Origin of the sequence: Pseudomonas entomophila L48 (assembly GCF_000026105.1) — a bacterium.
GTDB lineage: Bacteria > Pseudomonadota > Gammaproteobacteria > Pseudomonadales > Pseudomonadaceae > Aquipseudomonas > Aquipseudomonas entomophila.
In genome coordinates, this window is sequence record NC_008027.1 from 266,388 (window position 1) to 289,525 (window position 23,138).

Consider the following 23,138-nt stretch of genomic DNA (forward strand, 5'->3'; position numbering starts at 1 on the left):
TCCGGTCTCGGCGCGACGAACTTCTGACGCGAACGGCGGCTTGGGCCTGGAATCGGTGTCAAGGCGCCGGGGAATAGCCAGCTGATCGTCGGGCATGTCGGGTTGCTTCCTGTTGGCCTGGGGCCGATGTGGGGCGCTCTGCGCCGTGGTTTTGCTGGGCGATACCGGAGTCTGGTCGCCTGGCGGGCCGGATCGTCCCTCTTGCTTCCGGGCAGTGGTAATGGCGATATAAGCAAAAAAGAGGCCGAGGTTCACACCATGCCGTTGCACACCCTGCTCCACCGCTCCAGCCTTTCCCGTCCCGTGGTTTCCGAAGCACAGGCTCGCCAGGTAGTCCAGACCTACTACGGCCTGCATGGCGCGCTGGTGCCCCTTGGCAGCCAGCAAGACGTGAATTTCCGGCTGGACAGCGACCAGGGCAGCTTCGTGCTGAAGGTCTGCCATGATAGCTATACCGAGTCGGAGTTGCAGGCTCAGCACGAGGCGCTGGCTTTCCTGCGCCAGCAAGGGGTGCCTGTTCCGGCTGTACGTGCGGCGCTTTCCGGTGAAGGGTTGCTGGCGCTGGAGGTCGAAGGCCAGCCGCTGCGTACGCGGTTGCTCGACTACATCGAAGGCCAGCCGTTGACCCGTCTCAGGCATCTGTCGCCACGCCTGGTAGCCGAGCTGGGGGGGCTTTGCGGCCGCGTCGATCGAGCCCTGTCCGGTTTCGAGCATCCAGGCCTGGAGCGTACGTTGCAGTGGGACCCGCGTCACGGCCAATTGCTGATCGAGCAGCTGCTGCCAACCCTCGAGCAGGGCGCGCGGCGTCAGCAAATGGAGCGTATCACCCGCCAGGCAAACGAGCGCTTGCAACCGCTGACCGGCCTGCTGCCGTACCAGGCGGTACATCTGGATATCACCGATGACAACACGGTCTGGCGTCGTGACGATGCGCGACAGTGGCAACTGCAAGGCGTCATCGATTTCGGCGACCTCTGCCGCACCTGGCGCATCGCCGACCTGTCGGTGACTTGCGCGGCGCTGCTGCACCACGCCGAAGGCGACCCGATGCGCATACTTCCGGCGATTGCCGCTTACCAGGCGGTGAATCCGCTGCAAGACGTCGAGTTGCGCGCACTTTGGCCGCTGGTGCTCAACCGTGCGGCGGTGCTCGTGCTCAGCAGCGAGCAGCAACTGGCCGTCGACCCTGGCAACCAGTACGTGCTCGACAACATCGCCCATGAGTGGGAAATCTTCGAGACCGCCTGTGCGCTTCCCATGGCGTTGATGGAGGCTGCGATCCTGCAAACGGCGGGCAGGAGGCCACAGGCGCCCGACTTCAGCGCGAGCCTGGCACTGGTGCCTGCGTTGGCGGGGCAGGTGGTCAATCGCGTCGATCTCGGCGTCCTCAGCCCGCACTGCGAGTTCGGCAACTGGGAGCAGCCGGGCTTCGACCTGCGCGTGTTGGCCGCGCAACCGGTGCCTTCCAGCAGCCTGCATGGCCAGTACCGCCTGTCACAGACCCATATCGACCGCCCCGATGAGCCTGCTACCTGCGCATTGGGGGTTGAGCTCAATCTGTTCCCCGGCACCGTGCTGCAAACCCCCGAGGCGGGCGTTTGGCACCGTAGCGGTAATAATCGCGGCTGCCTGCGCACGGCGCATTGGCAGCTGTGGCTCAACGGCCTGGAGGAGGCGCCGGCGGATGGCCAGGCGCTGGAAAAGGGCCAGGCACTGGGTGCCACTTGTGGTTTCCTCGGTGTGCAACTGTGCCTGGATGTCGACACACAGCCCCCCTGTTTCGCCATGCCCTCCCACGCTGAGGCCTGGCTGGCCCTGTGTCCCTCGCCGCGTGCGCTGCTGGGTTTCGACTGCGACGCCGAGCCGCTGGCCGACCCGCAGGCGCTGCTGGCCCGGCGCGACGCCAGCTTCGCCCGTTCGCAGAAGCACTATTACGCCCAGCCGCCGCATATCGAGCGCGGCTGGCGCAACTACCTGATCGACATGCAGGGGCGTTCGTACCTGGACATGCTCAACAACGTCGCCGTGCTGGGCCATGGCCATCCGCGCATGGTCGCCGAATCGGCGCGCCAGTGGTCGCTGGTCAATACCAACTCACGGTTCCACTACGCCGCCATCGCCGAGTTTTCCGAGCGCCTGCTGGACGTGGCGCCGGAAGGCTTCGACCGGGTGTTCCTGGTCAACAGCGGCACCGAGGCCAACGACCTGGCGATCCGCCTGGCCTGGGCCTACAGCGGTGGGCGCGACCTGCTCAGCGTGCTGGAGGCCTACCACGGCTGGTCGGTGGCCACCGACGCCATCTCCACCTCCATCGCCGACAACCCCCAGGCCCTGGAAACCCGGCCGGACTGGGTGCACCCGGTGGAGGCGCCGAACACCTTCCGTGGTCGCTTCCGAGGGGTCAACAGCGCCGCCGACTACCTGCGCGACGTCGATGCCAAGCTGGCCGACCTCGACGCCCGTGGCCGCCAGTTGGCGGGCATGATCTGCGAGCCGGTGTATGGCAACGCCGGGGGTATCTCGCTGCCGCCGGGCTATCTGCGCGAGGCATACGCCAAGGTGCGCCAGCGCGGCGGGGTGTGCATCGCCGACGAGGTGCAGGTTGGCTACGGGCGCCTGGGCGAGTACTTCTGGGGCTTCGAGGAGCAGGGCGTGGTGCCGGATATCATCACCATGGCCAAGGGGATGGGCAACGGCCAGCCGCTGGGGGCGGTGATCACCCGGCGTGAGATCGCCGAAGCGCTGGAAGCCGAGGGCTACTTCTTCTCCTCCGCAGGGGGCAGCCCGGTCAGTTGCCGCATCGGCATGGCGGTGCTGGATGTGATGTGTGACGAAGGGCTGTGGGACAACGCCCGTGACGTGGGGCGTCACTTCAAGGCGCGCCTGCAGGCGTTGGTCGACAAATACCCGCTTGCCGGTGCCACTCATGGCTCGGGCTTCTACCTGGGGCTGGAGCTGGTGCGCGATCGCCAGACCCTGGAGCCGGCCACCGAGGAGACGATGATCCTGTGCGATCGGTTGCGTGAACTGGGGATTTTCATGCAGCCGACTGGGGACTACCTGAACATTCTCAAGATCAAGCCGCCGATGTGCACCACGCGGGCGAGCGTGGACTACTTTGTCGACAGCGTGGAGCGAATCCTCGCCGAAGGGCTCTGAGTCACATCCTATGAGCCCGATAAATCGATTGTTATCGATTTATCGGGCTTTTTTATGCCTAAATATTTTGTTCAAATCTATTTAAAGTCGATATTTATCGGTTGTAATATCGACGTATTGCCAGGCTGCCTATACTGGCGAGCCCGCACCTATTTCGACCACCGACCTGGCGCCCCTGGCCCCGGGCCTTCGCAGAGGTTACCCATGAAGACCCTCAATTCGACCCCCCGCGCCGACGGTTTCCACATGCCCGCCGAATGGGCCCCGCAGACCCAGGTATGGATGGTCTGGCCAGAGCGCCCGGACAACTGGCGCCTGGGCGGTAAGCCGGCGCAGGCCGCGCATGTGACCCTGGCCAAGGCCATCGCCCGCTTCGAGCCGGTGACCGTGGCCGTGTCCGCCGGTCAGTACGAGAATGCCCGCCGCCAGCTCGACCTGCCCAACATCCGTGTGGTCGAGATCAGCAATGACGACGCCTGGGTGCGCGACACCGGCCCGACCTTCGTCATCAACGACCATGGCGAGGTGCGTGGCGTGGACTGGGGCTTCAACGCCTGGGGCGGCTTCGACGGCGGCCTGTACGCGCCGTGGAACCGTGACGAGGAACTGGCCGCCAAGGTCATGGAGATGGAGCGCGTGCAGCGCTACCACACCGAAGGCTTCGTGCTCGAGGGCGGTTCGATCCACGTCGACGGCGAAGGCACCCTGATCACCACCGAAGAGTGCCTGCTCAACCGCAACCGCAACCCGCACCTGAACCGCGAGCAGATCGAGGACATCCTGCGCGAGCACCTGGCGGTGGAGACCATCGTCTGGCTGCCGGATGGCCTGTACAACGACGAGACCGATGGCCACGTCGACAACTTCTGCTGTTACGTCAGCCCAGGCGAAGTGTTACTGGCCTGGACCGATGATTCCAATGACCCCAACTACGCACGCTGCCACGCCGCCTACGAGGTACTGAAAAACACCCGTGACGCCAAAGGGCGCGAGTTCGTGGTGCACAAGATGCCGATCCCGGGGCCGCTGTACGCCACCCAGGCAGAGTGCGACGGCGTCGATCACGTGGCTGGCAGCCAGGAGCGCGACCCGTCGGTACGCCTGGCCGGTTCCTACGTGAACTTCCTGATCGTCAACGGCGGCATCATCGCCCCGAGCTTCGACGACCCGGCCGATGCCCCGGCCAGAGCGATCCTGGCCAAGGTCTTCCCGGATCACGAAGTGGTGATGATCCCGGGCCGTGAGCTGCTGCTCGGGGGCGGCAACATCCACTGCCTGACCCAACAGCAGCCAGCGCCGGTCAAGCGCTGATCCCCCGGTAGACAAAAAGGCCCGTCATATGACGGGCCTTTTTTGTTGGCGGCGACGGTCGGGGCGGGCAGATGGCACACCTCTTGTATTGTTTTCCATTGTGTTTCAGACAGATAGGGCTACGCCGTTCTGTAACAAACCTTACGTAAGTTAGCCGCTCACGGGCCCAGGAGTGCGTGTGGAAATGAATGCAGCAAGTGAGTCGGCTTTGCCCCCATCGGCCGTGAATCACGAATCGCTCAAGATATTGGCGCAGTGGTTGAAACTCCATGGAAGCAACCGGGTCAGGAAGACCGACCCACGACGTCTGCTGGATGGGCGATACCCTCAGGGACTGATCAGCGATGCGGAGCTCGAGGCTCTGATGGCGGTCTGGCACTGATTGGGAGGGATCCCGTCGCAATAAAAAACGCCACCGCATTGCGGTGGCGTTTTCGTTTTGACCGTGTTCGTAGGAGCGACTTTAGCCGCGATGCAGGCGACGCGGTGCCTGGCACCCGCCTCGCGGGTGATCGCGGCTGAAGCCGCTCCTACAGGGGCTGCGCGAGGCTTGGGATCAGAAGCTGTAGCTGCCGGTCACCACCAGGCTGCGCGGGTCGCCGACCTGGATCTGCGCGGCGCTGGTCGCCGAGCTGTAGTAGGTCTTGTCGGTGATGTTGCTCAGCGCCGCGCGCACGTCCCAGTCATGGGTGCGGTAGCCGGCCAGCGCGTCCCAGCGGCCGTAGCCCGGCAACACCACGGTGTTCTGGTTGTCGGCGTAGCGATCGCCCACCAGGGTCAGGCCGGTCTCGGCGTACCAGCCCAGCTCCGGTTTCCAGGTCACGAACAGGCTGGCGTTGCGCTTGGCCACGTCGTTGATGCGGTTGCCTTCCTGGCCGTTGTTGTCCTTGACGATGGTCGCGTCCTGCAAACCGATACCACCGCGTACATACCAGTTGCCGACGACGTTGCCGGTGGCGGTCAGCTCGATGCCGCGCGAGCGCTGCAGGCCGGTCATCAGGGTGATGTTCGGGTCGAGCGGGTCGCGGGTGCGGCGGTTGTACAGTTCGAGCTCGTAGATTGCCAGGGTGGTGCTCAGGCGCTCGTCGAACCAGTCGCTCTTGACCCCGATCTCCTTCTGCCGGCTCTGTTCCGGGTCGGTCTCGTTGGTGTTGCCCGCTGCGCCCGGGGTGATGCCGATCAGGCCGCCGCCGACTGGCGAGTAGGTCTTGCTCCAGGAGGCATAGAACGAATGCTCGCGCCATGGCGAGTAGACCACGCCCAGGCGTGGGCTGAAGCTGTTGTCCTTCTGCTTCTCGGAAATGTTGCGCAGCTTGTTGGTGGTTTCAACCTCGAACTGGTCGAAGCGCACGCCGGCAAGGATCTGCCACTGGTCGTTGAGGCGGATCTGGTCCTGCAGGTAGACGCCACGGCTATCGACCACGGTGTGGTTGTTGCTCGATACCACCATCGGGCCGTTGTGCTGCAGCGCACGGTTGGGGTTGTTCAGGTCCAGGGACGGTACCGCCGTGCCGCCGGCGCTGACTGCCTTGGCGGTATACAGCAGCGGGTCGCGGCGCTGGTTGCCAAACTCCAGGCCCACCAGCACCTTGTGCTCCAGGCCCCAGGTGCTGACATCGCCCTCGGCCTCGAGGTTGTTGAACAGGTTGCGGGTGCTCAGGTCCTGCTGCCAGCGCTGGCGGCTGACCAGGTTGGTGCGCGGGTCGTAGCCGGTCTGGTAGGTGTTGTCGAAGTCACTGTCGAGCTTGAACAGGCCCAGGGTGTGGCGCAGCTGCCAGTTGTCGCTGAGCTGGTAGTTCAGGCGCGAGCGCAGCGACTGCGCCTTGTCGTCGATGTAGTCGCGCTGGGTGTCGCCGTAAGTGGTGCTGCGGCTGACGTCCGCCGGGCGGCCGTTGACGCCGGGGATGCCGCGGTCCGGGGTGCGGTTGTAGCGGCTGTACTCGTACTGCACCAGCCAGTTGAGATCGGGGTTCAGCTGCCAGCTCATCGACGGCGCGAACAGCTGGCGGTTGCCATCGATGCCTTTGCGGAAGCTGTTGCTGTCCTCGTTGCCCATGTTCAGGCGCAGGCTGATGTTCTCGCTCGGGTCGGCGCTGAGGTCGGCGTACAGGCTGCGCAGGTCCTGGCTGCCGCCCTGGGCTTCGATGGTCGAGCGGCGGCCGTGCTCAGGCGCCTTGCTCACCCGGTTGACGATGCCGCCCTGGCTGCCGCGGCCATACAGCACCGCCGCCGGGCCCTTGAGCACCTCGACCCGCTCGATGTTGTGCAGGTCGCGGGTGTACTGGCTGTCGTCGCGGATGCCGTCCAGGTAGAAGTCGTTGCTGGCGTCGAAACCACGGATGCGCAGGCTGTCGAAGCGGGTGTCGCCACCGGCGCTGACGTTGGGGATGCCCTCCAGCGCCTTGCCCAGGTTGCTGCTGCCGTAGTCCAGCACGTTGCTGGTCTTCACCGAATCGATGGCCTGGGGCACGTAGCGCACCGGCGTCGAGGTACGGGTCGCGGTGGTCACGTCCTTGACCCGCGGGTTGTCCTCTTCGCGCTCGTTGTCGGCGGTGATCGAGGTTTCCGGCAGGGTGGTGGTGGCGGCATTGACCAGCCCTGCGCTGAACAACAGCGACAGGCCCAGGGTCAGGGGCGAAAGGCGGCAGGGAGCAAGCATCGCGGGCGTCCGATAGGGTAGGTGAGAAACAGGGCGCGAATGGTAATGCTTGCTATTTGCTGTTGCATGCCTATTCGTAAAGGCTTGTCTTTACATTTGTATCAATTTGTTACTATCCCTTTGGATATATAAGGGCAATGCACATGCGCGTACGGGTGATAAATGACAATTGTGCGGTTGTCACCGCGTTTGCATAAAAGAGACAAAATTGCGCTGACGCAGGGCAGATATGCATGGAAATGCACCACCGCTGACCTTGTTTTTGGTTATATCAACCTGCATTTCACGTTTTTTTGACATGTATGAACAGGCAAGGCTAGGATTCGGCCTCTACGCCTGCTGGCCATGACATGGCCATGGGGCTGTAAGGGCCGTTGCAGACTCTCTGCAGGCCTTTCGGCCGGGATCCGCATAGCGTCGAACCTACGAAGGGGCGTTGGTTCTGGGCGTTCTAATGCAGCGCGTTTTTGAATACGAAATAAGGAAAATAAGATGTTGAAAACCAGGATCAGCCTGGTCGCCCTGGCGATGATCGCCGCGACCCAGGCACAGGCCAACGACCAGGCCGACAGCAAGGGCTTCGTCGAGGACAGCCACGCCAACGTTCTTCTGCGCAACGCCTTCATCAACCGTGACAAGAAGCACGGCACCAACGACCAGTCCCAATGGGGCCAAGGCGTCATTGCCAACTTCTCTTCCGGCTTCACCCAGGGCACCGTCGGTGTAGGCGTCGACGCCTTCGGCCTGTACGCCCTGCGTCTGGACGGCGGCAAAGGCCGCAACGGCGGTGGCGGCATCGACTTCTTCAAACGTGAGAACACTGTCAACGAGCGTGAGCGTAGCGACGCTGCGAACGATCTGGCTCGCGCCGGTGGTGCGATCAAGTTCCGCATCTCCAACACCGTGCTCAAGTACGGTGACCAGATGCCAGCCTTGCCGGTACTCCAGTACGACGATTCGCGCCTGCTGCCGGAAAGCTTCAGCGGCACCCTGATCACCTCCAAGGAGATCAAGGGCCTGGAGCTGAACGCCGGTCGCTTCACCAGCGAAGTGCGCAAGAGCGCCCAGGGCCATGACAGTGGTGGCCTGAAGGCGATCAACGTCTTCGGCGGCAGCTACAAGTTCACCGACAACTTCACCGCGTCGCTGTACACCGCAGACAACGAAGACGTGATGAAGAAGCATTACCTGGGCCTGAACTACGTCCACCCGATCGCGGCCGACCAGTCCCTGACCCTGGACTTCAACGGCTACAAGTCGGACATCGACAAGAAGTTCGCCGAAGGCCGTCTGACCGGTGACTCCAACACCATCTGGAGCCTGGCAGCCACCTACGCCTACGGTCCGCACTCGTTCACCCTGGCGTATCAGCGCAGCACGGGTGACACCGGATACAACTACGGTGGCTACCAGAATGATGGTGGGTTCAGTGACGGTGGCTCGACCATCTACCTGGCCAACTCCTACTGGTCCGACTTCAACGCCGAAGACGAGCGTTCCTGGCAGCTGGGTTACGGTCTGGACTTCGGCGCCTTCGGCGTGCCGGGCTTGACCTACAAGATTGCCTACGTCGTGGGTGACAATATCAACACCCGCACCCTCACCAAAGCCGACGGTTATGGCGAAGGTAAGGAACGTGAGCTGTTCAGCCAGATCCGCTACGTTGTCCAGGAAGGCCCGGCCAAGGACCTGTCGATCAAGTTGCGTGGTTCGTTCCTGCGCACCAACAACGCTGTCCAGCAGAACCGCAACTACACCGACGACGGCAACGAAGTCCGTGTATTCGTCGAGTACCCGATCAGCATCTTCTGATCCCGGTCCCGCGTCACCAGCAACCCCGGCCTATGCCGGGGTTGTTGCTTTCCGGGGCTTGGTAATCCCTGCCGGCGCCACCTCGATCTCTCCCGTCTCCGGCGCAAAGCTGTCACTGCGCGCCATTCGCCACATCCGTGCATAGAACTCACTGTCGATCGCACCGCTGAGCAGTTCCCCCGGCTTGAGGAAGGTGTGCAACTGCGAGAACAGGCGGATCTCGCTGGCACTGATGCGCCGCGCGAGGTGCTTGGGCTTGAGCTCGGACGGGTGCGCAAGGCCCGCCGCGGCGAGCATCTCGGCCAGGGCATGCAGGGTGTTGCGATGGAAGCTGGCCACCCGTTCGGCCTTCTCCGGCACCACCAGCGCCCGTTGGCGCAGCGCGTCCTGGGTGGCCACGCCGGTCGGGCACTTGTTGGTGTGGCAGCTCTGCGACTGGATGCAGCCGATGGCGAACATGAAGCCGCGTGCCGAGTTGACCCAGTCGGCGCCGATGGCCAGCACGCTGGCGATGTCGAAGGCGCTGACCAGCTTGCCCGCCGCGCCGATGCGGATGCGTTCGCGCAGGTTCAAACCCACCAAGGTGTTGTGCACGAACATCAACCCGTCGCGCAGCGGCACGCCCATGTTGTCGGAGAACTCCCGGGGCGCCGCGCCGGTGCCGCCTTCCTTGCCGTCGACGACGATGAAGTCCGGGGTGATGCCGGTGGCCAGCATGGCCTTGGCGATGCCCATGAACTCCCACGGGTGCCCCAGGCAGAACTTGAAGCCCACCGGCTTGCCGCCGGACAGCTCGCGCAGCCGGGCGATGAAGCGCAGCAGTTCCACGGGGGTGCGGAAGGCGCTGTGGGCGGCCGGCGAGATGCAGTCCTCGCCCTGGCGCACGCCCCGGGTGGCGGCGATCTCGGCGCTGACCTTGTGCCCCGGCAGGATGCCGCCATGGCCGGGCTTTGCGCCCTGGCTGAGCTTGATCTCGATCATCTTCACCTGGCCGTCGCGGGCCTGCACGGCGAAGCGTTCAGGGTCGAAGTGGCCGTCCTCGGTGCGGCAACCGAAGTAGCCGCTGCCGATCTCCCAGATCAGGTCTCCGCCGTGTTCACGGTGATGGGGGCTGATGCTGCCCTCGCCGGTGTCGTGGGCGAAGCGGCCCAGGCGCGCGCCTTTGTTCAGCGCGCCGATGGCGTTGGCGCTGAGGGCGCCGAAGCTCATGGCCGAAATATTGAAGATCGACGCCGAATACGGCTGGGTGCACTGTGGCCCGCCGATGCGGATGCGGAACGAGGCCGGGTTGGGCGTCGGTACCGGCAGCATCGAATGGCTGATGAACTCGAAGCCGGGCTTGTAGGCATCGTTGAGCGTACCGAACGCCTTCTCGGCGCTTTCGTTCTTGGCCCGGGCATAGACCAGCGAGCGCTGGGCGCGGGAGAACGGCAACTTGTCGTCGTCGCCTTCGATCAGGTACTGGCGGATTTCCGGGCGGATGGTCTCGATCAGGTAGCGGATATTGCCCAGGATCGGGTAGTTGCGCCGTACCGCGTGGTGGCTTTGGCGCAGGTCGTTGAGGCCGACCAGGCTGAGCAGGGCGCTGACCAGGGTGAACGGCCATGACCAGGGGTGCGCAGGCAGGAAGGGGGCGCTGGCGACGGTGAAGATGAGGCATGTGGCCAGGCAGGCGTAGCGGCTGGGGAGCGAGTCTTTCATGGGTCCATCGCAGGCGGGATGACCTGCGTAGGATAGGTAAAGCCATGGGCTGGAAAACCTGGGGAATCGGTAAAAGACTATTACGGGTTAGGCGGGAGAGGCGCATCGCGGATGAATCCGCTCCTACGTTCGTTGCATCGTGGCCATGCGGTTGTCCGCCTGATTTGCACGACGCGATTTTCGGCTGCCTGTAGGAGCGGATTCATCCGCGATGCGCCGCGCGCGGCGCCTGATTTCAAAAGCGCCACTATAAAATCTGCCTATACCACTATCACCCGCTTTTGCCCCAACGCCACAGAACCTTCGCATACCCTTCCTAGCATGGCCCCATCGCTTCGATGAGGACCTGCCATGAACAACGCCACCCCGGGCGCGCAGATGAAAGTGCGCGGCATCCACAAGCGCTTCGGCGCCTTCACCGCGCTCAACGACGTGTCCCTGGACATCGCCGCCGGCGAGCTGGTGTGCCTGCTCGGCCCGTCGGGTTGCGGCAAGACCACCCTGCTGCGTTGCATCGCCGGCCTCGAGCGCCAGGACCGCGGCGCGCTGTACATCGGCGAGCGCGACATCTCCGAGCTGCCGCCCCAGGCCCGTGACTACGGCATCCTGTTCCAGTCCTACGCGCTGTTCCCCAACCTCACCGTCGAAGCCAACATCGCCTATGGCCTGACCGGCGCCAGCCGCGAAGCGTCACGTCAGCGGGTCGGCGAGATGCTCGATCTAGTGGGCCTGGCGGGCAGCGAGAAGAAATACCCCGGCCAACTCTCCGGCGGCCAGCAACAACGCGTCGCCCTGGCCCGTGCCCTGGCACCGTCGCCCTCGCTGCTGCTGCTGGACGAACCGATGTCGGCACTCGATGCCCGGGTCCGTGAGCACCTGTGCACCGAGCTGCGCCAGCTGCAACGCCAGCTGGGCATCACCACGCTGATGGTCACCCACAACCAGGACGAGGCCATGCTGATGGCCGACCGCATCGCCGTGATGAACAACGGCCAGGTCGAGCAGTACGCCACGCCCCAGGAAATCTACGACCAGCCGGCCACGCCATTCGTCGCCGAGTTCGTTGGCCAGGGCAACTGGCTGCCGTTCCAGCGCCGGGGCGACAGCCTCGCTCAGGTCGGCGGCATGAACATGCGCCTGGCGCCCAACGCCGGCAGCGCCAGCAGTGGCCGGTTGTTCTGCCGCCCCGAGGCGATCACCGTCAACCCGGTGGTGCATGAAGAGAACCTGTTCCCGGCCAAGGTTCGCGAGATCACCTTCCTCGGCAACCGCTGCCGCATGAGCTTCGAGTTCAAGGCCCTGCCGGGCCATGCGCTGCTCGCCGAGCTGGCGCCGGAAGCCATGCCACGCCTGGGTTCGCAGGATATCTGGGTGGCCCTGCCGCCGCAGAGCCTGCAGGTGTTCGCCTGAGATGGCCGCGCCCATGACCCTGCCGCTCGCCCACGCCAAGGCCGTGCCGCAAAAGGGTGTCGCCCTGGGTGACCGTTTGTTTGTCGTCGGTGGTAAGAGCCTGCTGTTGATCCTGCTGATGCTGGCGGTGCTGATGCCGTTGCTGGCGATCTTCTGGCGTGGCCTGAGCGGCGATGCCGGACAGGGCGGTGGCCTGGAGGCCGCCCGTGAACTGTTCACCAGCGCCAATTTCCACTGGTTGCTGGGCAACAGCCTGTCGGTGGCCTTCACCGTCGCCGCCATCGTGGTGCCGCTGGCCTACCTGTTCGCCTACGCCTTGCAGCGCACGCTGATCCCGGCCAAGGGCCTGTGGCGGGGGATTTCGCTGCTGCCGCTGCTGGCGCCGTCGATGCTGCCGGCCATCGCGCTGGTGTACCTGTTCGGCAACCAGGGCCTGCTACGCGGGCTGCTCAGCGACAATATCTACGGCTTCTGGGGCATCGTGGTCGGCGAGGCCATCTACACCTTCCCCCATGCGCTGATGATCCTGCTCTCGGCGTTGTCGCTGGCTGACGCTCGTTTGTTCGACGCGGCATCGAGCATGGGCGCCGGCCCCGCCCGGGCCTTCTTCAGCATCACCTGGCCGGCCACGCGCCAGGCGGTGTTCGCCGCGTTCTGCCTGGTGTTCACCCTGACCATCACCGACTTTGGCGTGCCCGTGGTGGTCGGTGGCGATTACCAGGTGCTGGCGCTGGAAGCCTACAAGGCGGTGGTCGGCCAGCAGCAGTTCGGCCGTGGCGCGTTGATCGGCATGGTGCTGCTGGTGCCGGCGCTGCTGAGCTTCGCCGTCGATGCCTGGCTGCGCCGCCGCCAGGGCGAGGCCATGAGCGGCCGCGCCCAGGTGTTCGAGCCCAAGCCTTCGAAGCTGCGCGACGGTTGCTACCTGGCCCTCGTGGTACTGGTGTGCGCGGCATTGCTGGGGGTGATTGGCATGGCGGTGTACTCGTCGCTGGTCAAATTCTGGCCCTACAACCTGTCGCTGTCGTTCAAGCACTACCTGTTCGACGACACCGCCGGGGGCGGCTGGCTGGCCTACCGCAACAGCGTGACCATGGCCATCGGCACCGCGCTGATCGGCAGCGTGGTGATCTTCAGCGGTGCCTACCTGATGGAGAAGACCCAGGGCCAGCGCCTGCTCAACCAGCTGCTGCGCCTGCTCAGCTTCATCCCCATGGCGGTTCCTGGCCTGGTGCTGGGTTTGGGCTACGTGTTCTTCTTCAACCTCAACGGCAACCCGCTGCATGTGTTCTACGGCAGCATGACGATGCTGGTGGTGTGCACCATCGCTCACTACCTGACCACCGCGCAGATGACCGCCACCACCGCCCTGCGCCAGCTCGACGGTGAGTTCGAGGCCGCCGCGCTGTCGCTCAAGACGCCGCTGTACAAGCATTTCATGCGGGTCACCGTGCCGATCTGCCTGCCGGCGTTGCTGGACATCATTCGCTACCTGTTCGTCTCGGCGATGACCACCGTGTCGGCGGCGATCTTCCTCTATAGCCCCGACACCATCCTCGCCGCCGTCGCCGTGCTGAACATGGACGACGCTGGCAACGTCGGCGGCGCCGCCGCCATGTCCACCTTGATCCTGCTGACCAGCGCCGCCGCCTCGCTGCTGCTGGCCGGCGCTTCACGCGGCCTGCTGCGCCGCTCCCAGGCCTGGCGCCAACGTGCCCCCGGCCATTGACCGACTGCCCACACTGATAGGAACCGCATCATGTTCAAGCCCCTCGCACTTGCCGCTGCCGTATCCGCCGTCTTCAGCCTGCAGGCCTCGGCCGCGACCCAGCTGACCGTCTACACCGCCCTGGAGGCCGAGCAGCTCAAGAGCTACAAGCAGGCCTTCGAAAAGGCCAACCCCGACATCGAGATCAAGTGGGTGCGCGACTCCACCGGCATCATCACCGCCAAGCTGCTGGCCGAGAAGGAGCGCCCGCAGGCCGACGCGGTGTGGGGCCTGGCGGCCTCCAGCCTGGCCATCCTCGACCAGAACGGCATGCTCGAAGCCTATGCGCCGAAGGACCTGGGCAAGATCTCCGCCAACTACCGCGACGCCGCCAACCCGCCAGCGTGGGTGGGCATGGACGTGTGGGCCGCGACCATCTGCTTCAACACCGTCGAGGCCGAGAAGCAGGGCCTGAGCAAGCCGGTGAGCTGGCAGGACCTGACCAAGCCCGAGTACAAGGGCAAGATCGTCATGCCCAACCCGGCGTCGTCCGGCACCGGCTTCCTCGACGTGAGCGCCTGGTTGCAGACCTTCGGCGAGCCCCAGGGCTGGGCCTACATGGACGCCCTGCACCAGAACATCGGGCAGTACGTTCATTCCGGTTCCAAGCCGTGCAAGCTGGCGGCGGCCGGTGAGTTCCCGATTGGCATTTCGTTCGAATACCCGGCCGTGCAGCTCAAGCGCCAGGGCGCGCCGTTGGATATCGTGCTGCCGAAGGAGGGGCTAGGCTGGGAGATCGAGGCCACCGCGGTGATCAAGGGCTCACCGAAAGCCGATGCGGCCAAGCGCCTGGCCGATTTCTCCGCCAGCCCTGCGGCCATGGAGCTGTACAAGGAGAACTTCGCCGTGCTCGCCGCGCCGGGGATCGCCAAGCCGCAGACCGAACTGCCGGCCGATTACGAGCAGCGCCTGATCAAGAACGACTTTGCCTGGGCCTCGAAGAACCGCGACGAGATCCTCGGCGAGTGGCGCAAGCGCTATGACGGCAAGTCGGAGAAGGTAGCGCAGCAGTAAGACCGGCGGTCTCGATTCGCTGTAGGAGCGGCTTCAGCCGCGATGCGGTTGGCACCCGTTTCGCACGTGATCGCGGCTGAAGCCGCTCCTACAGGCGACCCTCCCATGCACATCAGGAGCATGCCAGTGACTACAACCGAGCAGATCATCCAGGACACCTTCGACCTCTATCAGCGCCACGGCAGCGCCGACTACATCGGCGAGGCCATCACCCAGCTCGAGCACATGTCCCAGGCCGCGCAGTTGGCCATGGCCGAGGGCTACGACGATGAAGTGGTCCTCGCCGCCTTCTTCCACGATATCGGCCACCTCTGCGAAGGCGAGGACATGGGCGGTTACGGCGTGGTCAGCCACGAGCGCATCGGTGCCGAATACCTGCGTCGCTGCGGCTTCGGCGAGCGCATGGCGCGGCTGGTGCAGTACCACGTCGAGGCCAAGCGCTACCTGACCTTGCGCCAGCCGGGGTACTTCGATCGGTTGAGCGAGGCGAGCCGGCGCACGCTGGCGTACCAGGGCGGGGTGATGAGCGACGCCGAGGCCGATGCGTTCGAAGGGGATCCCTTGTTTGCCGTCAGCCTGCGCATGCGTGAATGGGACGAGATGGCCAAGGAGGTCGGGGTGCCGCTGATAGATCTGCACGTGCTGAAGACCAAGGCCCGCACACTCCTGTAGGAGCCAGCCTTGCTGGCGAACAGCGCATTCGGCGTTGCCCGCGGGATTCGCCAGCAAAGCTGGCTCCTACAGGTCCGCTACCAGGCTATTCAGTTGTTCCTGTCGCTCGGGTTGGTGAACTCGCGCGCCGGGATTGAGCGTCGACCACTGCGGATGCGCCCGGGCCTTGTTCAAGGCTTCCGGCAGCTTACCCTCGCGCCAGGCTTTCTCATCCGGCGCTGCCAGGCGAATACTGTCCTGCGCCGCATGCCCACGACTTTCCAGCGCCACCATCAACTGCTGCTGACGCAGTGCCAGCAGGCGCAGCACCGTGTCATCCACCGTCAACTCGCGCTGGCCCTTGAGCTTGCCCATCAAGCGCGAGCCATAGTTGCGCGCGGTCTGCAGCGCACCCCCGGCGATGGCGCCGGCCAAGGCCGCGGCACCCAGCGTCAGGCCGCCGACCAGCAGGTCCACCCCGGCGCCGGCAGCCGCCCCGGCCGCTACGCCACTGCCCAGGCGTACCCCCAGCAGCTTCAAGGTTTCCGGATTGAACAGGTCATCGCCCCAGCGCCCATCCAGCAGCGGCAGATCACCGGCCTGGGCATCCTCCCGGCGGAAGGCGTAGAGCTTGAGCAGCGCCTCGACGCAGCGCTGCTCGCGCTGGCGCACGTCCTGGCGCAGGGCTTCGATGGCCCGCGCCTCGGCGGCGGGCTCGGTCTCGACGCTACGTCGGCAGGCGGCGCAGTCCAGCAACAGTTCGGCGATCAGGCGCTTGCCGCTGTGCTGGCGGGCCAGGCGCTGGGCCTGCTGGTCATCGATCAGCCGTTGCAGGGCCGGGCGGGCGTCTTCCAGCAGCAGGGCGAGGCTTTCGTACAGCCGGCGCTCGCCGTCTTCGGGTGGAGCCACGCTGTCGAACCGCACCAGCGCGTGAAGCCCAAGCCGGGCAAGGGCTTCGCGCCATTCCGGCTCGCGGTGCTGGCTGCTGGCGACGAAGTTGAGCACCGGCAGCAGCGGCTTGCCGCAGCCGGCCAGCACTTCCAGCTCGTCGCGGTACTTGGCCAGCACCGGCTCGCGGGCGTCGATCACATAAAGTCCGGCATTGCTCGCCAGCAACTGGCGCAACACCTTGGCTTCCTGCTCGAAGCGCTGGCGTGCCTCGCTGCCCTGAAGGAAGCGCTCCAGCCGAGCCGGGCCGTCCAGGCGTTCGCCCGGGCGCTCCAGACGCTCCAGGTAGTCGAGCAAGGCAATGGCGTCTTCCAGGCCGGGGGTGTCGTAAAGCTCCAGCAATGGCTCGCCGTCCACCGACAGGCGCGCACCCTCGACATGGCGGGTGGTACTGGGGCGATGGGAGACCTCGCCGAAGCCGACATCGCGGGTCAGGGTGCGCAGCAGCGAGGTCTTGCCGACGTTGGTATGGCCCACCACGGCCAGTTTCAGCGGCTCAGTCATGGCCATGCTCCAGCCAGGTCAGCGGCGAGGTGTCGGCGTGGGGCAGGCCCAGGCGGTCGAGCGCTTCGTGCCAGTCGCCCAGCCGTGCGGCGTCCAGTGCCTGGCCGGGTTGCGCCTGGAGCAGCCAGATGCGCGTGGCGCCGGCATTGCGCGCCAGCTCGGCGAGCAGCGCCAGGCTGCCTCGGTCCGGCGAGCGGCGTGGGTCGCAGGCGATGGCCAGGCGGGCGGGGGGGAAGCGGCTCATCTGTTCGAGCAGTTTGTTGCGCGACTCGCGGCTGTCGAGCACGCCGGCGTCGGTCACCGCCTTCGGCAGGGCTGGTGGCCAGGGCCGCTGGTCATCCAGCTCCAGGCCGACCAGCAAGGCGCCGCTGCTGCCGCTTTCCAGTTGGCCGGCCTCGAACTGCGGCAGCGCATCGGGTGCGGCATCCTGCACGCCGATGCGTTCGCTGCGGGGCATCAGGGCGTCGCGCAGTTGGGCGTAGCCGGGCAGGTTGAGGTCGAGTGACAGGCGCTCGCGGCCCTGGCGCCAGCGCCACAGGCATAGCGCAGCCAAAGCCAGGCGCGGCAGCAGACCGTAGACCAGCACCACGCCAAGCAGCCAGCTGGCCCAGGCTTGGCGAGCCGGGTCCAGGCTCGGCAGGGTGGCGCCGCTGGCGCGAATCATTGCCTCATCCGGCACGGCGAAGCCGAGCAGCGAAGGCAGGGCACCCAGGGCCTGGGTGAGGGTGATGAAAGGTTCGGCGGCGAGCAGCGTGGTTTCCCAGACGAAGCCATAGCGCCGGGTCGCCAGCAGGGCCAGCAACATCCCCAGCGCCGCGACCATCGCCAGCAGCCACAGGCCATGCACCAGCAGGCCGAGCAGCCAGCGGTTCAGGCGCTGGCGCTGCAGCAGCACCAGCAGTGCCGGGGCCAGTTGCGCGGCCTTGGCGTCGCGGGCCAAGCGCTCGCTGAGCCACAGCCACAACCGCCCCAAGGCGGCACCTTGTTCGCCGCCGAAGAAGAAACCCAGGGCCCAGCCGAGCAGCAGCAAAAGGTTGAGCCCGAGCAGGCTGCCCAAGGCCCAGAACACGTTCACCGGGCGCTGCCCATCGCCCAGGGCCGCAAGGCCCAGCCCGGCGCCGCTGACCACGGCCAGCAGCATCAACGCCAGCAGGGCCAGGCGTGCGCCTTGTTTCCAGTGGCGCAGCGCGGTGGCCATGCCATCGCGTTCGGCCAGCCACAGGGCGCGGGTTTCGATGCGTGCCGCCAGGTCGCCGCCCTGCTGGCGAGCGCGGCGGTTGGCTTCCTGGTCCTCCAGGGGGCCGGCGTGCTCTTCGCGCAGGCGCACCGCTTCGGTGAGCCAGCGTTTGTCGAGATCGGTCGGTGCAGTCACAAGGTATTCCATTGCACAGGTCAGGGCAGAAGCATAACCCACGTGCCCGGTGCTATCCTCGCCGGCATGAATACATCACTCCCCCTCAGCCTGATCGCGGCGCTCGCCGAGAACCGTGTGATCGGCATCGACAACTCCATGCCCTGGCACCTGCCGGGGGACTTCAAGTACTTCAAGGCCACTACCCTGGGCAAGCCGATCATCATGGGGCGCAAGACCTGGGACTCGCTGGGGCGGCCGTTGCCGGGGCGGTTGAATATCGTTGTCAGCCGCCAGCCCGGCCTGGAGCTGGCCGGCGCCGAGGTGTTCGCTTCGCTGGATGCGGCGCTGGTGCGCGCCGAGCAGTGGGCGCGGGAACAGGGTGTTGGTGAGCTGATGCTGATCGGTGGGGCGCAGCTGTATGGGCAGGCGTTGGAGAAGGGGCTGGTGAGCCGGATGTACCTGACCCGGGTTGAGTTGTCGCCGGAGGGGGATGCCTGGTTCCCCGAGTTCGACAAGGGACAGTGGCAATTGTCGTCCAGCGCGCCACAGGCTGAAGAGGGCAAGCCGGTCTATCACTTTGAGATCTGGGACAGGGGCTGAGGTGTTGGGGCTGCTTTGCAGCCCTTTCGCCGGCAAGCCGGCTCCTACCTTGTTTGCGGCGCGATAGCGCAGCAATTGCGAATTCATCTCATCTTCTGCTAGCGTGCGCACCTCTTGAGACTCTGAGCCAGGATGTGCCGTGTCTTCGTGGAACAAGCAGATCGCCCGCCTTTTCACCGAGCACAAGAAGGCCCTCGAAGCTTTCGTCGCCCGGCGCACTGGCAATGCCCAGGTGGCCGCCGACCTGACCCAGGAATCCTTCCTGCGCCTGGCCCGGCTGCCGGCCGACAAGCAGATCGACAACCTGCCAGCCTTTCTCTTTACCATCGCCAGCAACCTGGTTCGCGATCACCAGCGCCAGGTCATTCGCCGTGAGCGCCTGGACGCAGGCGAGCCAAGCGAGGCGATCGCCAGCGAGGCCCCCGGCGCCGACGAACAGCTCGCCTCGCAGCAGGAGCAGGCGTTGATGCAGGCGGCGATCCAGGCCCTGCCCGAGGCGACCCGGCACATCTTCCTGCTCTATCATGTCGACGGTTGCACCTACCGCGAGATCGGTGAGCGCCTGGGCGTCACGCCGCGCAGCGTCGAATACCAGCTGCGCAGGGCGCTGCTCGACTGCCGTGCCTTCATCAAGGCACGCCTGGCTGCGCGGGGGCAACGTCCATGAGCCTTGAGGATGCGGTCAAGCCGATGAGCGAAATGCCCGACAGCGAGCAGCTGTTTGCCGAGGCCACGGCCTGGTACTACCGCCTGCAAGCCGACGATGTGACGTCGGCCGAACAGCAGGCGTTCGCCGCTTGGCGAGGGCAGGGGCCGGAGCAGGCGCAGGCCTGGGACGAGGTGCTCGCCTTGCTGGGCGCGTTGCAGGCACCCGCCAGGCACCTGCGCGAACAGCAACGCCAACAGTGGCGCCGGCCTGTGCGCCGGGCCTGGCCCAAAGTGGCGAGCGCCGCGGCGGCCATGGTGTTGTTGGGGCTGCTGGTCGGCCAGACGTCCTGGCCTGACCGCTGGCGCGCCGACTACGCCACCGCCACCGGGGAGTCGCGCAGCATCCAGCTCGAGGATGGCTCGCGCATCCAGCTCAACACCGACAGCGCCCTGCAGGTCGAGCTGACCGCAGGCGAACGGCGCGTCCGGCTGCTGCGGGGCGAAGCCTGGTTCGAGGTGACGCACGATAGCGCGCGGCCGTTCCTGGTGCGCTCGGGCGACGGTTGGGTGCGGGTGGTCGGCACCCAGTTCAGCGTCGCCCGGGATGATCGCCAGACCCGTGTCCAGCTGGACCGGGGCAAGGTGGAGGTGCGTGTCGGCCAGGCGCCGAGCGTGTTCCTGCAGCCCGGGCAGGCGCTGGAGTACACGGCCAGCGGCGTCGGTGCCGTCCACCCGTTCGAACCGAGCCGCGCCTTCGCCTGGCGCCAGCGCCAGCTGGTGTTCAGCCAGCAGCCTTTGGCTGAAGTGGTCGAGGAGTTGAACCGCTACTGGCCCGGCCAGACCCTGGTGCTGGGCGATGCGCTGCGCGGGCGCAAGGTCTCCGGGGTGTTCGAGATCGACAAGCCGGAGGCCGTGCTCAAGGCCTTGACCCACACCCTGGGCGTGCGCGCCGAGCAGTACACCCCCTACCTGCGGATCCTTCGCGAAAGCTGAAAATTTTTCGGGGATTTTCGCGGGGCCGACGTCCTTGTGTGGGAAGGCGCAAATAATAAGCACTCTCAGACAGTGCGGCGCCAGTCGACGACTTGGACGATTTTGGGGAGCTCCACCGATGAAGATGACCGCCACCCGGACCGCACTCGGCTTGGCTATCGCGCTTGGCTGCGCGAGCCTGGCCGCGCCATTGCACGCCACCGCCGCCGCGCAGGCGCAGGTTTACCGTTTCCAGATCCCGGCGCAGTCGCTGGATTCGGCGCTGGCCGCGTTCAGCGCGGTGACCCGGATCCAGGTGCTGGTGCCGGGCGAGTTCACCCAGGGGCTGCGCTCGCCTGGCCTGAGCGGCAGTTATCCACAGGATCAGGCGCTGGCCCGCCTGCTGCAGGGGACCGGCCTGAGCGCCACCTACATCGATGGCGACAGCGTCACCCTGGAGCGCCAGCGCGCGGCGGGCGACCAATCGGTGCAGTTGGGCGCGGTGAACATCGGCAGCACCCAGCTGGGCGCCACCACCGAAGGCAGCGGCTCCTACACCACCGGCGCGCTGACCATCGGCAAGGGCGAGCAGAAGCTCAAGGATATCCCCCAGTCGGTCTCGGTGGTCACCCGCCAACGGCTGGACGACCAGAACATGAACAGCCTGCAGGACGCCATGCGCCAGGTGACCGGCACCACGATCAAGAGCTACAACACCGGCTCCAACCTCAATGATGTGTACATGCGCGGTTTTCCGGTCGACCTGGTGCAGGTCGATGGCGTCACCCAGCCGACCGGGCAGGGCGACATGGCCACGGCGTTCGACCTGGCCATGTACGACCGCGTTGAAGTGCTGCGTGGCCCCTCGGGCCTGTACCAGGGCGCGGGGGAGCCGGGCGGCACCATCAACCTGGTGCGCAAGCGCGCCCTCGGGCAGTTCGCCCTGTCCGGTGAGCTGTCGGCCGGCAGCTATGACCGCTACCATTCCACGGTCGACGTCACCGGGCCGCTGAACAGCGATGGCAGCCTGCGCGGGCGTTTCGTCACCGCCTACGAGAACAACCAGGCCTTCGTCGACTATGCGCAGAACGAGCGCCCGATGATGTACGGCCGTCTCGAGTATGACCTGTCGCCGGCCACCACGCTGACCCTGGGCGGCGCCTACCAGCGCAACAAGTCCGTGCCTGCCTTCGGCCTGCCGGCCTATGACAGCGGCAAGCTGCTCGACATCAAGCGCTCGACCTTCGTCGACGCGAAGTGGAACGAACTGGACGAACGCGTCTGGGAAAGCTTCTTCGAAGTCGATCACGCGCTGGACGATGGCGGCCAGTTCAAGAGCTCGCTGACCTACCGCGACGCCGAAGCCCCGACCCGCAACTTCACCTGGACTGACGGCGCCGTGGACCCGGCCACCGGTGCCAGCTCCGCCGTGGCCTACAACTACTACACCCACATCAAGACCCTCGGCCTGGACAGCTTCGTCACGCGGCCGTTCGAGGCCTTTGGGCGCACCCACGAGCTCACCGTGGGCGGCGACTACCAGCATGTGGACAAGGACTTCCGCTACGGTGGCCGTGAGTATTTCGACATCAACGTGTTCGACCCGGGCAGCATCAACATCCCCAAGATCGACTACGCGATGGACAACGGCAATGCCTCCAAGTCGAACCAGTACGGGCTGTATGCGCGCACCAAGGTCAGTGCCACCGACCGGCTGGACGTGATCCTCGGCAGCCGGGTGATCTGGTTCGACAGCGATGGCCACAACGCCAACCCGTTCTTCAACGAGTTCTCCGACCCCCACACCAGCGTCCGCCGCAAGGTCATCCCGTATGGCGCGCTGGTCGCCAAGCTGACGCCCGAGCTGTCGGCCTACGCCAGCTACACCACGGTGTACAAGCCGCAGACGCAGATGGCGGGTGGCAACAGCACGGTCGCGCCGCGCGAGGGCAAGCAGTACGAGCTGGGTTTGAAGCGCGAGTTCTTCGATGGCCGGTTGAACGGCAGCGTGTCGGTGTTCCGCATCTACGATGAGAATCGCGCCCAGCAGATCGGCCAGACGCCGTATTACGAGGCCCAGGCCAAAGTGCGCAGCCAGGGATGGGAGACCGAGCTGTCCGGCAACCTGACCGACAACTGGAGCATCAGTACCGGTTATGCCTTCACCCGATTGGAGTCGGGACGCCAGGGCGACTACCAGGGCATCAGCATCACGCCCAAGCACAACTTCAACGTGTGGACGCGCTACGCGTTCGCTGATGGTCCGTTGGAAGGGTTCAGTGTGGGTGGTGGCGTGCGGGTAGTCAGCGCCACCTACTACACGCGCAACGAAGTGGACTTCGTCCAGGGTGGCTACAGCGTGGCCACGGCGCAGGTGGGCTATCGCTTCAACAAGCACCTGTCGACCACGCTCACGGCCAACAACCTGTTCGACCGTAAGTACTACGAGCGGGTGGACAGTGCCTGGGGGTCGAACTTCTATGGCGAGCCGCGCAACCTGACGTTGTCGTTGCGCGCCACCTATTGAAGGGAAGCGGGGCTGCTTTGCAGCCCTTCGCCGGCAAGCCGGCTCCTACAACTGATCGCGATGGTGTCGATCATCCCTTGTAGGAGCCGGCTTGCCGGCGAAC

Annotated in this window: 15 protein-coding genes; 11 read left to right on the forward strand and 4 right to left on the reverse strand. The window is 65.6% G+C overall.

What is annotated here, in order from left to right; translation table 11 throughout:
* Positions 1-258 precede the first annotated feature (258 nt).
* Together PSEEN_RS01175 and aguA are read left to right on the forward strand one after the other, a co-directional pair.
* The gene (locus PSEEN_RS01175) at positions 259-3,159 is read left to right on the forward strand and encodes an aminotransferase (protein ID WP_011531685.1); all 2,901 of its coding nucleotides are present in this window, start codon (positions 259-261) and stop codon (positions 3,157-3,159) included.
* Between the two features lie 204 nt (positions 3,160-3,363).
* Complete coding sequence (aguA, locus tag PSEEN_RS01180) at positions 3,364-4,470, forward strand: agmatine deiminase (protein WP_011531686.1); 1,107 nt, start codon at positions 3,364-3,366, stop codon at positions 4,468-4,470.
* 556 nt (positions 4,471-5,026) lie between these two features.
* Here the strand turns inward: aguA and PSEEN_RS01190 are convergent.
* Positions 5,027-7,129 carry a TonB-dependent receptor gene (locus PSEEN_RS01190; protein WP_011531687.1) on the reverse strand — a complete coding sequence of 701 codons (2,103 nt, stop codon included), beginning with the start codon at positions 7,127-7,129 and terminating at the stop codon, positions 5,027-5,029.
* A 492-nt stretch (positions 7,130-7,621) separates the two neighbouring features.
* Here PSEEN_RS01190 and PSEEN_RS01195 point away from each other — a divergent pair, with 492 nt between their 5' ends.
* Positions 7,622-8,941 carry an OprD family porin gene (locus PSEEN_RS01195; RefSeq protein WP_011531688.1) on the forward strand — a complete coding sequence of 440 codons (1,320 nt, stop codon included), beginning with the start codon at positions 7,622-7,624 and terminating at the stop codon, positions 8,939-8,941.
* A 30-nt stretch (positions 8,942-8,971) separates the two neighbouring features.
* Here the strand turns inward: PSEEN_RS01195 and PSEEN_RS01200 are convergent, their stop codons facing one another.
* On the reverse strand, positions 8,972-10,642 hold the full coding sequence (locus tag PSEEN_RS01200; protein ID WP_011531689.1) for an FMN-binding glutamate synthase family protein: 1,671 nt from the start codon (positions 10,640-10,642) through the stop codon (positions 8,972-8,974).
* 351 nt (positions 10,643-10,993) lie between these two features.
* Between PSEEN_RS01200 and PSEEN_RS01205 the strand changes: the two genes are divergently transcribed.
* The 4 genes from PSEEN_RS01205 (at position 10,994) to PSEEN_RS01220 (ending at position 15,503) form a co-directional block, all read left to right on the forward strand.
* Complete coding sequence (locus PSEEN_RS01205) at positions 10,994-12,052, forward strand: putative 2-aminoethylphosphonate ABC transporter ATP-binding protein (RefSeq protein WP_011531690.1); 1,059 nt, start codon at positions 10,994-10,996, stop codon at positions 12,050-12,052.
* Between the two features lies 1 nt (position 12,053).
* Positions 12,054-13,778, forward strand: a complete 1,725-nt coding sequence (locus tag PSEEN_RS01210) for a putative 2-aminoethylphosphonate ABC transporter permease subunit (RefSeq protein ID WP_011531691.1) — start codon at positions 12,054-12,056, stop codon at positions 13,776-13,778.
* Positions 13,779-13,808: 30 nt separating this feature from the next.
* Complete coding sequence (locus tag PSEEN_RS01215) at positions 13,809-14,831, forward strand: putative 2-aminoethylphosphonate ABC transporter substrate-binding protein (protein ID WP_011531692.1); 1,023 nt, start codon at positions 13,809-13,811, stop codon at positions 14,829-14,831.
* A 120-nt stretch (positions 14,832-14,951) separates the two neighbouring features.
* Positions 14,952-15,503, forward strand: coding sequence for a phosphonate degradation HD-domain oxygenase (locus PSEEN_RS01220; protein ID WP_373694283.1), 552 nt, complete (start codon positions 14,952-14,954; stop codon positions 15,501-15,503).
* A gap of 66 nt (positions 15,504-15,569) precedes the next feature.
* Here PSEEN_RS01220 and PSEEN_RS01225 read toward each other — a convergent pair whose 3' ends face one another.
* Both PSEEN_RS01225 and PSEEN_RS01230 read right to left on the reverse strand, forming a co-directional pair.
* Positions 15,570-16,934 (reverse strand): GTPase/DUF3482 domain-containing protein, encoded by a 1,365-nt coding sequence (locus tag PSEEN_RS01225; RefSeq protein ID WP_011531694.1) that lies wholly within the window; start codon positions 16,932-16,934, stop codon positions 15,570-15,572.
* Entirely contained in the window at positions 16,927-18,318 is a 1,392-nt protein-coding gene (locus PSEEN_RS01230; RefSeq protein ID WP_044487556.1) for a DUF2868 domain-containing protein, read from the reverse strand. The genes PSEEN_RS01225 and PSEEN_RS01230 overlap by 8 nt, the downstream gene beginning before the upstream one ends.
* A gap of 54 nt (positions 18,319-18,372) precedes the next feature.
* Between PSEEN_RS01230 and PSEEN_RS01235 the strand changes: the two genes are divergently transcribed.
* The 4 genes from PSEEN_RS01235 to PSEEN_RS01250 all read left to right on the forward strand — a co-directional run bounded on the left by PSEEN_RS01235 (position 18,373) and on the right by PSEEN_RS01250 (position 23,035).
* Entirely contained in the window at positions 18,373-18,888 is a 516-nt protein-coding gene (locus PSEEN_RS01235; protein ID WP_011531696.1) for a dihydrofolate reductase, read from the forward strand.
* Between the two features lie 139 nt (positions 18,889-19,027).
* A complete protein-coding gene (locus tag PSEEN_RS01240; RefSeq protein WP_011531697.1) occupies positions 19,028-19,555 on the forward strand; it encodes an RNA polymerase sigma factor in 528 nt (175 codons plus the stop codon).
* On the forward strand, positions 19,552-20,529 hold the full coding sequence (locus PSEEN_RS01245) for a FecR family protein (protein WP_011531698.1): 978 nt from the start codon (positions 19,552-19,554) through the stop codon (positions 20,527-20,529). The genes PSEEN_RS01240 and PSEEN_RS01245 overlap by 4 nt, the downstream gene beginning before the upstream one ends.
* A 118-nt stretch (positions 20,530-20,647) precedes the next feature.
* Complete coding sequence (locus PSEEN_RS01250; protein WP_011531699.1) at positions 20,648-23,035, forward strand: TonB-dependent siderophore receptor; 2,388 nt, start codon at positions 20,648-20,650, stop codon at positions 23,033-23,035.
* The last annotated feature ends 103 nt before the right edge of the window (positions 23,036-23,138 follow it).